Annotated in this window: 10 protein-coding genes; all 10 read right to left on the bottom strand. The window is 51.5% G+C overall.

Annotation, left to right across the window (positions count from 1 at the left end):
• The 10 genes from ACN0XM_RS07125 to tviB all read right to left on the bottom strand — a co-directional run bounded on the left by ACN0XM_RS07125 (position 1) and on the right by tviB (position 11402).
• On the bottom strand, positions 1-609 hold the full coding sequence (locus ACN0XM_RS07125) for a gamma-glutamyl-gamma-aminobutyrate hydrolase family protein (RefSeq protein ID WP_417566236.1): 609 nt from the start codon (positions 607-609) through the stop codon (positions 1-3).
• Positions 609-3701, bottom strand: a complete 3093-nt coding sequence (locus tag ACN0XM_RS07130; RefSeq protein WP_417566237.1) for a PEP/pyruvate-binding domain-containing protein — start codon at positions 3699-3701, stop codon at positions 609-611. The genes ACN0XM_RS07125 and ACN0XM_RS07130 overlap by 1 nt, the downstream gene beginning before the upstream one ends.
• Positions 3695-5020 carry a CDP-glycerol glycerophosphotransferase family protein gene (locus ACN0XM_RS07135; protein ID WP_417566238.1) on the bottom strand — a complete coding sequence of 442 codons (1326 nt, stop codon included), beginning with the start codon at positions 5018-5020 and terminating at the stop codon, positions 3695-3697. Before ACN0XM_RS07135 ends, ACN0XM_RS07130 begins: the two co-directional genes overlap by 7 nt.
• Positions 5021-5029: 9 nt before the next feature.
• The gene (locus ACN0XM_RS07140) at positions 5030-6148 is read right to left on the bottom strand and encodes a DegT/DnrJ/EryC1/StrS family aminotransferase (protein WP_417566239.1); all 1119 of its coding nucleotides are present in this window, start codon (positions 6146-6148) and stop codon (positions 5030-5032) included.
• The gene (locus ACN0XM_RS07145) at positions 6145-6609 is read right to left on the bottom strand and encodes an acyltransferase (RefSeq protein ID WP_417566240.1); all 465 of its coding nucleotides are present in this window, start codon (positions 6607-6609) and stop codon (positions 6145-6147) included. The genes ACN0XM_RS07140 and ACN0XM_RS07145 overlap by 4 nt, the downstream gene beginning before the upstream one ends.
• A complete protein-coding gene (locus tag ACN0XM_RS07150; RefSeq protein WP_417566241.1) occupies positions 6606-7022 on the bottom strand; it encodes a sugar 3,4-ketoisomerase in 417 nt (138 codons plus the stop codon). The genes ACN0XM_RS07145 and ACN0XM_RS07150 overlap by 4 nt, the downstream gene beginning before the upstream one ends.
• Positions 7012-7890, bottom strand: coding sequence for a glucose-1-phosphate thymidylyltransferase RfbA (gene rfbA, locus ACN0XM_RS07155; RefSeq protein ID WP_417566242.1), 879 nt, complete (start codon positions 7888-7890; stop codon positions 7012-7014). The genes ACN0XM_RS07150 and rfbA overlap by 11 nt, the downstream gene beginning before the upstream one ends.
• 47 nt (positions 7891-7937) lie before the next feature.
• A complete protein-coding gene (gene rfbB / locus ACN0XM_RS07160; protein WP_417566243.1) occupies positions 7938-9014 on the bottom strand; it encodes a dTDP-glucose 4,6-dehydratase in 1077 nt (358 codons plus the stop codon).
• Between the two features lie 90 nt (positions 9015-9104).
• Complete coding sequence (locus ACN0XM_RS07165) at positions 9105-10124, bottom strand: NAD-dependent epimerase/dehydratase family protein (RefSeq protein ID WP_417566244.1); 1020 nt, start codon at positions 10122-10124, stop codon at positions 9105-9107.
• 3 nt (positions 10125-10127) lie between these two features.
• Positions 10128-11402, bottom strand: a complete 1275-nt coding sequence (gene tviB / locus ACN0XM_RS07170) for a Vi polysaccharide biosynthesis UDP-N-acetylglucosamine C-6 dehydrogenase TviB (protein ID WP_417566245.1) — start codon at positions 11400-11402, stop codon at positions 10128-10130.
• Positions 11403-11451: the final 49 nt, after the last annotated feature.

Below are 11451 nucleotides of genomic sequence, written 5' to 3' on the forward strand. Positions count from 1 at the left end.
TTACTCGCCAAGAAAATGGTTCTTCAATAGCGCCAGATCACTTTCAGATGGCACTTTTTCACGTTCGGGATGCCACATAATGCCAAGCCAAGGAAGTGCTTTATGCAGCAGGGCTTCGACAATGCCATCCTCCGATTCTGCTAACGAGACCAGGTCTCCTGAAAGCGTTTCCTCCAAAATGGCCTGACTGTGATAACTGTTTACGTTCCCAAAACCATGCTCTTTCGCCCACCGACCCACCAGGTTGTGTCGAGTGGCGACATGTCCTGAGACTTCCACCAGGCTTCCACCGCAGTAAACATTAATAAACTGCATACCACGGCAAACACCGAGAACCGGCAGTCCCCTTTCCAAGCTGTAGTCCAGCACACCTTTTTCCAGACGATCCCGAGCGTGGGCACTGCCAATATCATTCCCCCCGCTGAGAATAAAGCCATTGAGGTTCAAAGCTTCCAGATATGCAGTGACGTCAGACACGCCACTGCTTAGCGATAAAGGCACATACCCAAGATCCCAAAGCAAAGGGGCCCAGCGCGCGTCCAGAGCATCTCGCTGTTCGTCGCGCCCGGAAATTGTATCCAGTCGTGCGCTAATGCCAATTCGTCTCATCAATGCAGAATCTTAAGCTGTCGGTTGGTGGGATCCAGCTCCAAGACATTCGCCCTCGCTAACTGACGATAGAGTTGCTCACCAATTCCAATCGCCGCAGGGAGTCCAAACTCCGCGGCTCGTATGGCCATGTGCGAGTTTGCGCCACCATACATCGTGACAAGACCAGCGATTTCCTGCCCAAATAGCCAGTCATAGCCTGGATCGGCCTGAGGGATTAATACAATTTTCCCCTGGACCTTATGCTGTTCCCGGTCAGAGTCCATGTCCATCAAGTTGATACAGTCTGCTAATACCCGTTCGGACCCTATATAGTTCGGTTGCCCTTCCTGCAATAGAAACGAATAGAAATCCCGGCGTCCACAAATGAGCGGGGGGAGCTCGCAGGCCAACGATACTTCTCTTCGCGTAGCACCTCGGATAGCGAGCTGTCGCAAAGTCATCAGATGTTCATCACGGTTGCTACCCATATCAAGCGAATTCAGCAATTCGGACAACGTTAAGTTAGCAAGCTCTTCCCGTGTCAATGCCCATTGTTCGCCCCACTCCGCCAAAAGGTCGAGAGCAGCGGACAAATTTCGCGTAAATATGAACTTGGCTTTTTCCCGACCTTCTATCGCATCGGTGAGAAAAGATTCGATGTCCTGATCTGAATAATCGAGTCCCTGGGCGCGGACAGCATTAAAAAATGCTTCTTTTTCTGTTGTCCAATGCTCAACACCCCTAGGCGTTAATTCGCTCTCGCCACTGCTGGACAAAATGGGGCGTAGATATTTTTCTGGATCGTCCCGGTAGGCTGGTGAGACCAGATCATAGGTCCCCGGGCGCAAGTGACCGAACTTGCTTACGAAATCTTCCCATTGCATCGAGCCTTTTGCCGTCGCTTTTGCATCCTCATTCAACTCGTGAGAAACCGTTCGGACAGTCATCATAAACTCATCCTTGGCCGCCTCACTTATTACACCGGTTATGACTGCCTCTTTGAGCAAAGTAACAGCAACAAATGCACTGCGGGCAAGATGTGCGAACGGTAATGTACCTAACAATCGACAATCATCAAGCAAGACCTTTGCTTTGCTGATCAACGTAATATCACACGTGGCTGGTCTATTGTTCGTAGCTGTGAACCGTGACTCCAAACGAACAAGGCCTTCAATATCTGCGCGGGTTCGTTCTATGGCATTGGCGGTGATCTCGCGCAAACCGGATTCCAAACGGTCGACTTCGGACTCCTTGAGCCCTGCCTCATTCAACAGACGATTCCTCCAGCCGGTGAAATCCAGGCCCAGGCACGTCGGCACAACATCAAACTCTACTTTGTCATGCAAATGAGGGTGTCTACGCAACCAACTCAGATAAAAGGTCACCAACCGATCTGCGAGTGCATCCGGAATGCTGGCGGGGACAAAAGAGTTAAAGCTGGCTCTGACGTCGATGTACGGTTTGCCGGCAAAGCTTATCAAGAGAGGGTGCGGCCGCACATCCCGGTAACCGAACTCTGCACGCTGAGTCGCCCAAACCTCATCAAGAATGAGATAACGATACAGGCTTTCTGCAAGACGAGTGGGGTGGGTACCTATAATCTCAGCAGGGTTCCAGTCTGGCATCACCCCGTAGATCACACCGTCTCCAACTAAATGGGGTAAGGGTCGCTCCATACCACGCCAGCGCTGCTCAGCTTGATGCATATTTTCACTGATGAGTCCCGCCAGTTCTACGCCACTGGTCTGCTCTACAGCAATCGGTCGCACTTGAAGTATGTATACATGTCCATTTTTATCAACAGCGAATTCTACATCCAGGGCGTCGTATGCCAGCAAGCGCTCTATTTCCTTTAACGCTTTTACCAGTGGCACCAATCTCTGGTCGGCAACAACATCCATTGACGCGTCTCTACGGACATAAAGGGTACGATTGTCGTTGCTCTGCCCTCCGGTAATTCCTTCAGTTCCGCCGCTTTCTTCGTAATTGATCACATACCAGGGAGCCCCACGCTCCAGCGTTCGGGTGAACGCCACTCCGCTCATCAACACACTTTCTAACATTGGCTGAATTAGTACCTGATCCTCGGGACAGGCATTTTCGTAGGACGCAATCACAGTCGATATTGCATCCTCTAATCCCAACTGAACATCAACGTTCAATAAACTAGTGTAGGCACCTGCGTTGGAGTTACTAAATCCATCCTCACTTCGAGCACTTGAACGAACTACTATAGAAGAGTTGCTCTCAAATTTATCTTGAGCAGACCTCAATATCTCTTTTGGGGCTCTTTTCCAATCAGCGATGCTAAAAGATACCTGATCAAGAATCACGGCAGAGGAAATCATGCCACGTAGACGGGCAAGAGTGTCTGCTTTGGTTCCCAGCACGAAATGGGCAATATCTCTTGCTTGGTTCACTTCAGCCCAATCACCAGCCACATCACATCCAGCCACATACAAACCCTCGTTCCGCAGCCATTCAACGAGACCTGAAAGGTGCAAACGTCGCAGGCTATCGGGGGCTTCTGTCTTCAATCGGCGAAGGTGATCCAGAGCTTTCCCATTAAACCAAACCAAACCGATAAATTCTCCGCTAGCCCAGTCCATTGGGATATCACTTCCAAGCCTTCGCACATCAGGGTTTCCGCCTAGAACTTTCTCACTGACAGCCATATCCTCGGAATCACGATCCACATAACGTTGCCGCCAATAACTGTCCCAGGCAACGACGACAGGGGCATCCATTTTTCGAAGTTCATCGGCTACATGACCTCGAAAAAGAATATCGCCATAACAGACCAGTAAATCGTCGACACCCTCAAGATCGACCTCAAGAAGCGATGCTGCACTTCCTGTGGTTTCCCAGTGTGGATTCACCACATTCCGAATGCCCGGGTACCGCTGGGCAATATCCTCCGAGTGATAACCCAAGACCAGATCAATCTGTGCCTCCGGTAGGGCAACAGCGTTGAGTAGCCAGTTGAAAACGGAAACGCCATTCACAGGCTCAAGTAACGTGGGTTGTTCACCTTGATGGGGCGCACCAGCGCCCAGAATTACACAACGGCTATAAGACGATTTCAAAGCAACCTCAAGTTTAATCAGCAAACGTTAGCGCCCAACGCAACCTTGATATCTTTAAGAATCCTGTCTGAGGGCATTTCTGCGCTATAAAACTCAGAGAGATACTCGTCAAAGCAGGGATTATCATGTTTTGCCCGAGATCGGTGGTTTCTTATCACGTCCAAGACAAATTCATTAATCTCGGGCGCCGAATCCGCGGTTTGATAGGCCCGAAAAGCACACTTCCCAAAATCATTCAGAAATACCATCTCTCCCCCGACTCTGTTTACGAGATACAATGCTGGCTTTCGGGTAACCGCATACTCAACGATAAACGAGCTGCAGTCATGAATAATTGCATCGGACTGAATAAACAAATCTTCATACTCGCCCTCGTCCAGCTGTGTGTATGCCTGAGACGACCAAAAACCATAGTACTGGTCGGTCCGCTCTCTGCCCCAAGCCGGATGAAGATAGAGTTTTGACTTAAGAATGGGATGAGGCTTGAACGACCATTGCACGGAATCTTTATATTTCGCAGCAACTTGCTGAATAGTCAAACCAAGCTTTAGGAACGTAGACAGCGACGACTTGTCATTTGATATTGTATGGTGCGGCGCGTAAATGATTTTTTTCTTTTCCTCACCCTGAACCTTCCAGACTTCATCGCTTTCGCCGAGATCACCTTTTAGCAAAGCTTCTGTCGCAGGATAACCGGTTAACTTGCTGTTTTTTCCTCGCACCTGAGAAACGGCAGCGAACTGCTCGAAGATATGTTGATGTGGCCAATAAATCCGCCACATGGCATTGAGCATCGGCTTATCGAGTTCGTCTTCAGGATTACCCGCATGATTTGTTGCCATATAATAGTAAGGCACATAGCAACTCAAATACCGCGTATAAGCGTCCTGATAATATTCTCGGCGGGTAAGTTCGTTAGGATTCGTAAACACAACCAGATCTGGCTGTAATTCCTCCAGTTGAACCCAGTCACCATCGTCTTTGAGAGATCTCTTGACGGAATAACCTCTCTGTTCGAAATAATCGTATGTTTGATCCAGCTCCTGGAGCATACTCTCTTCACCAAACTGAATATAAGGACAAACCAGAATCTCAGGTTCGAAAAAGGGATCCCGCGCCATTTTTTGATAGACCACGTCTACTTTCCAGACACTCTTGTGAATCACAAGAAAAACAACTTTTATTCTTTTTCGGGATGTTAGTTCTGCAATCAATTGACTGTGCCTAGCTCGCATTCTTTTTATGAGAAGGAGCTTTCTAACTTTGTCGAACGTCTTGCGTTTCAATATCCTGAGGAAGCGCTTCAGGATTTCGGGAATGGAGGCCTTGATAAGACTTAGCATGAGTATACTTTACTTCTGAAAGCTGTTTGCAGCTTCAATCACTGCACGAACCTGTGATTCCGTCATAACCGGACTCATTGGCAAACTAAGAACTTTCTGATGAATGGCCTCAGAAATGGGATAGTGATGATGCTCCCACATCGTAAACGCTTGTTGCTTATGTGGCGGGATAGGATAGTGAATCAGAGTTTGAATGCCCGCTTTATTCAGATGTGCCTGAAGGTCTTCCCGTTTTTCGGTCCGCACAACATAGAGGTGAAATGCATGTGACTCCAATACTGAAATACTACTTTGAGGTGATATGGGATGTTTTATTGCCGCATTATCTATGTGCTGCGCATAATTCCGCGCAATTTCACGACGACGTAATGTATCTTCCCCAAGGTTGCGAAGTTTGACACGCAGTAACGCTGCCTGCATTTCGTCCAGGCGACTATTAACGCCTTGGTAAAGATTCTCATATTTCTTGCGGCTGCCATAATTGCCCAAGGCACGAATGGTTTGGGCGAGCTCCTCATCGTTGGTTGTTACAGCACCCGCATCTCCTAATGCCCCAAGATTCTTGCCTGGGTAAAAACTGAACCCAGCAGCATGCCCCCAGCTACCGGCTTTCCTGCCATCAAGAGTGGCACCGTGGGCCTGAGCAGCGTCTTCCAATACAAGAAGGCCCAGACGGTTCGCAAGAGAGATTATTCCGGGCATGGGAGCTAGCTGACCATATAAGTGAACAATCAGAATAGCCTTTGTATTGGCGGTAAGAGCTGCCTCAATACTCTCAGTAGAGAGGTTAAAAGTAGACTCATCGGGCTCGACCAGCAAGGGTTTAAGACCGTTTTCTGTGATCGCTAAAATGCTGGCAATATAGGTATTTGAGGGGACGATAACTTCATCGCCCTCCTTGATCTTGCCCATCTCTTTCCAAGCGCGAAGGGTGAGTGTAAGCGCATCTAAGCCATTAGCGACACCTACACAGTGGTTAGTTCCGCAGTAGTCCGCAAACTCATGCTCAAAAGCGCTCAGCTCGGCACCTTGTATGTACCAACCTGAATCGATGACTCTGGTGGCAGCCTCCACCAATGCTTCACGATATTGGCTGTTGATAGATTTCAAATCTAAAAAAGGAATCATTCTTCAATATACCTGACAATTCTGGCGGGATTACCAACAACTAGAGCCCGGGCGGGGACATCTTTAGTTACCACCGCACCCGCACCAACCATTGCCTCCTCACCGATACAGATCCCTGGCAGCAAGGTTGCATTCGCTCCAATACTCGCCCCTCTTTTAACCGTAATACCTGAAAACGTATCTGGATAGGCCTTGGAACGAGGATACGGATCATTTGTGAACGTTGCATTCGGCCCAACAAACACATCGTTTTCAATAAGGGTTCCTTCCCAAAGCTGCACGCCAGATTTGACGGTTACATTGTCTCCAACAACCACACCACCCTCGATCAGAGTCTGCGCGCAGATATTACAGTCTCTTCCTATATAGGCGCCTTCAAGAATAACAACGAATTGCCAAATCCGGGTTCCCTTTCCGATTCGTGAGCTTGCGACATCAGCCGTCGGGTGAATGAAACTCATTGATTCACCTGATGGATAAAATCGTCGTAATTCCGGATATAATCACTCTCTTCATAATGCTCACTGGCGAGAACCAGCAACACACAATCGTCGCTGAAATCGTGCATTTCCCGCCAAACCATATCTTCTACTAACAGGCCTTTGGTCGGTGAATCCAGCCAAACTTCACCTTTTTGTGTCCCGTTATCCAACAGTATTCTGCATTTGCCGATGACGCATACCGCAACTTGCTTCAAAGCCTTATGGGCATGAAAACCACGCGCTACACCAGGCTGGGTGCCAAAAATGTAGTACACACGCTTTATGTCAAAGGGTACCGATTTGTTGCCTTCGAGCGCGACCAATGAGCCACGGTCGTCACCGAGTGAGGGGAAGTCAATCCATTGGATCAGGCCGGTACGCTTATCGCTCATCAACCAACTCCTGCAGGTAGGTTCCGTAACTGTTTTTCTTAAGCTCATTTGCTTGGGCAAGCAGTTGGGCCTTGCTCAACCAGCCATTATTGAAGGCAATCTCCTCCAGGCAAGCGATCTTGTAACCTTGTCGTTTCTCTATCGTTTCAACAAACTGGGCTGCTTCCAGCAGGCTTTCGTGGGTCCCGGTGTCCAGCCATGCGAAACCGCGCCCCAATAGCTCCACGTTCAGTTCACCCGCGTCCAGGTAGGCTTTGTTCACGTCGGTAATTTCCAGTTCGCCCCGGTGGGAGGGCGTTACCGCTTTCGCAATGTCGATCACGCGATTATCGTAGAAGTACAGGCCGGTCACCGCAAAGTGAGATTGGGGTTTGACGGGCTTTTCTTCAATGGAGAGGGCTTTGTGGTTGCCATCAAACGCCACTACGCCAAATCGTTCGGGGTCTTTCACCTGATAACCAAATACCGTGGCGCCCTGCCCTTCCTCGGTGCGTTTGACAGCGTCCCGCAGTTTGGGTGTAAAGCCCTGCCCGTAAAAGATGTTGTCGCCCAGTACCAGACACACGCTGCTGTCGCCAATGAAGTCCTCACCGATGATAAACGCCTGCGCCAGACCATCGGGGCTGGGTTGCTGGGCGTAGGTTAGGTTGATACCAAACTGCTCGCCGCTGCCCAGACTCCGTTTGAAACTCGCCTCGTCTTCCGGGGTGGTAATGATCAGGATGTCCCTTATGCCCGCCAGCATAAGCACGGAGAGCGGGTAATAGATCATCGGTTTGTCGTACACAGGCAAAAGTTGCTTGGAGGTGCCGAGTGTAATGGGGTAAAGCCGGGTACCCGAGCCGCCCGCTAGGATGATGCCTTTCATAATCGCTTTAATCCCTTTTATTTGAAAGTGGGGTCAGCTGAAGGTTCTCATCTGACCCCGGCTGGCCCCGCCCCCAGGCGCTCACGCTGGTAGCTGCCGTCTTGCACCCGTTTGCACCATTCCAGGTTATCCAGATACCACTGCACGGTTTTGCGCAGGCCGGATTCGAAGGTTTCGGCTGGTGCCCAGCCCAATTCTTTCTGGATTTTGCCGGCGTCTATGGCGTAGCGCAGGTCGTGGCCGGGACGGTCGGTTACGAAGGTGATCAGATCACGGTAGTTTGCCAGTCCGGCGACTTTTTCAGGGACCAGCTCTTCCAGCAGGCTGCAGATGGCCTGAACCACGTCAATATTGCGTTTTTCGCTGTGGCCACCAATGTTGTAAGTTTCGCCGATTTTGCCGTCAGTCACCACTGTGTAGAGTGCCACGGCGTGGTCTTCCACATACAGCCAGTCGCGGATTTGTTCGCCTTTCCCGTAGACAGGTAAGGGCTTGCCTTCCAGGGCGTTGAGGATAACCAGCGGTATGAGCTTCTCAGGAAAGTGGTAGGGGCCGTAGTTGTTTGAGCAGTTGGTAACCAGTACCGGTAGCCCATACGTCCGGTGCCAGGCGCGGACGAGATGGTCTGAGCTGGCTTTGCTGGCGCTGTAGGGGCTGCTTGGCGCATACGGAGTTTGTTCGGTGAAAAGGTTTTCCGGGCCGTCAAGATCGCCGTAGACTTCGTCGGTACTGATGTGGTGAAAGCAGAAGTTCTGGCGGCGCTGGGCCTCGAGTGCCTGCCAGTATTGGCGGACCGCTTCCAGCAGGGTGTAGGTACCGACAATGTTAGTTTCTATAAAATCCGCCGGGCCATCGATAGAGCGGTCTACGTGGCTTTCAGCGGCCAGGTGCATGATCGCGTCTGGTTGGTGTTGGGTCAGTACGCGGTCCAGTTCAGCGCGATTACAGATGTCGACATGTTCGAAGCTATAGCGTTCGCTGCCGCTTACTTCAGCGAGGCTTTCGAGATTGCCGGCATAGGTGAGTTTATCGAGGTTGACCACTTCATCCCGGGTGTTGGCGATTATGTGGCGGATGACAGCGGAGCCGATGAAGCCGGCGCCGCCGGTTATCAGGAGTTTCATAGTTTGGCTATTTGTTGGTAGTTCGGTGCTTGGTTTAGTGAAGATGGGGTCATAACTTTGGTTCTGACCCCGGCCCGCCTGCCTTCCATTCTATACGTGTTCAATATACCAGGGCATGGCTTTGGCGATGCCTGCTTTAATTTTGTATTCCGGCTTGTAACCGAGATTACTCTCAGCCTTGCTGACATCGGCTTGAGAGTGGCGCACGTCGCCGGCCCGGAAGTCCCGGTAAGCCGGTGGTTTGGCATAGGGTTTGCCGTTTTCTGCCAATGCTGATTGCAGCGCGTTGAACAGGTCGTTCAGGGTGGTCCGGTCGCCCACGGCTACGTTGTAGACTTCATTTTTGGCGCTTTGCCCCGCGGTTGCAGCGAGCAGGTTGGCCTGGACAGCATTTTCGATAAAACAGAAATCCCGGCTGGTTTCGCCATCACCGTTAATAAAGATATCGTCGCCCTGGATCATCCCAGCGGCCCATTTCGGGATAACGGCAGCATAGGCGCCGTTCGGATCCTGGCGCTTGCCAAACACATTGAAGTAGCGAAGGCCGATGGTATTGAACCCGTAGGTTTTGGCGAAGACGTCGGCATACAGCTCATTGACGTATTTGGTAACGGCGTAGGGGGATAAAGGCTTACCGATGTTCTCTTCCACTTTCGGCAGCGCCGGGTGGTCGCCGTAGGTGGAGCTGCTTGCGGCGTAGGTGAAACTGGCAACCCCAGCATCGCGGGCGGCCACAAGCATATTCAAGAACCCACCAATGTTTGTGCCATCGGTGGTGATCGGGTCGTTAATGCTGCGTGGCACAGAACCGAGGGCGGCCTGGTGGAGCACGTAGTCCACACCCTCGCAGGCTTGCTGGCAATCCTTCAGGTTGCGAATATCACCTTCGATAAAAGAAAAACGTTGCCATTGCTCGGGGCTGACCTGGGCTCTGACTTCGTCCAGATTATGCTGGTGGCCGGTAGCAAAGTTGTCCAACCCGACCACGGTCTGGTTCAGTGTTAGCAGGTGCTCCAGCAGGTTGGAGCCAATAAACCCGGCTACGCCGGTCACCAACCAGGTTTTGGGGGCGCTGTTTAACTCGTTCTGCAATTCTTCGTATCGGGTCATTGTTTACAGCCTGATGTCAGATTCGTGTGCGGACAGAATGTATTTCAGGTCGTAAACCACTCCGACCGGTTTCGCCAGCGCCCGGATACCTGCCGCACCCAGTGCTTTAAACTGATTGTGCCCCACGGCAAGGATCACACCGTCGTACTGGCCGTGTTTGGGCTGCTCAATGGGTTCGATGCCGTATTCATGCTGCGCTTCGGCGGCGCTTACCCAGGGGTCGTAAACGTCCACTTCAATGTTGTATTCGGCCAGCTCTCTTACAATATCAACCACCCGGGTATTGCGCAGGTCCGGGCAGTTTTCCTTGAAGGCGAGGCCCATCACCAACACCCGGGCGCCTTCCACCTGAATGCGCTTTTTAAGCATGGCTTTAACCAGCTGGGAGACCACGTAGGCGCCCATGCCATCGTTCAGGCGTCGGCCGGCGAGGATGATTTCCGGGTGGTAGCCGATGGTCTGTGCCTTGTGGGTCAGGTAATACGGATCTACGCCAATGCAGTGGCCACCCACCAGCCCGGGGCGGAATGGCAGGAAGTTCCATTTGGAACCCGCGGCCAGCAGGACGGCTTCGGTGTCTATGCCCATTTTGTTGAAGATCATCGCCAGCTCATTGATAAGGGCGATATTCAGATCCCGCTGGGTGTTTTCGATAACTTTGGCAGCCTCGGCCACTTTGATACTGCTGGCCTTGTGAGTGCCTACGGTAATAATCTCGTTATAAAGCGCGTCTACCAAATCGGCGATTTCCGGAGTGGAGCCGGCGGTGACCTTTTTTATATTGGTAACGCGGTGTTCCTTGTCGCCGGGGTTAATCCGCTCCGGGCTATAGCCGGCGTAAAAATCACGGTTGAACACCAGGCCGGATACCCGCTCCAGGACCGGTACGCAGTCTTCCTCGGTTGCCCCGGGGTAAACCGTGGACTCATAGATTACGATATCGCCCTTTTTGAGTGATTTCCCGATGGTTTCGCTGGCTTTGATCAGCGGGGTCAGGTCCGGGCGCTTGTGCTCATCGATCGGAGTGGGCACCGTTACGATGTAGACGTTGGCGGCTTTGAGATCCTCGGCGCTGGCGGTATAGCTCAGGTGAACTGCCTGCCCCATCTCATCGCTACTAACTTCCTGGGTGTGGTCCCGGCCGCTTTGGAGCTCGGCGATACGCTCTTGGCTGATATCGAAGCCGATGACGGGGCGCTTTTTGCCGAATTCGACGGCCAGAGGCAGGCCTACGTAACCGAGGCCGATCACTGCGAGGGTTAGGTTGTCTGTTTGCATAGTGGTTGCTTGCTTTTTTCGGTGGAAACTGGACTTCGGATTTGTGAAA

Origin of the sequence: Marinobacter sp., from assembly GCF_048269445.1 — a bacterium.
In the GTDB taxonomy this organism is placed as follows: domain Bacteria; phylum Pseudomonadota; class Gammaproteobacteria; order Pseudomonadales; family Oleiphilaceae; genus Marinobacter.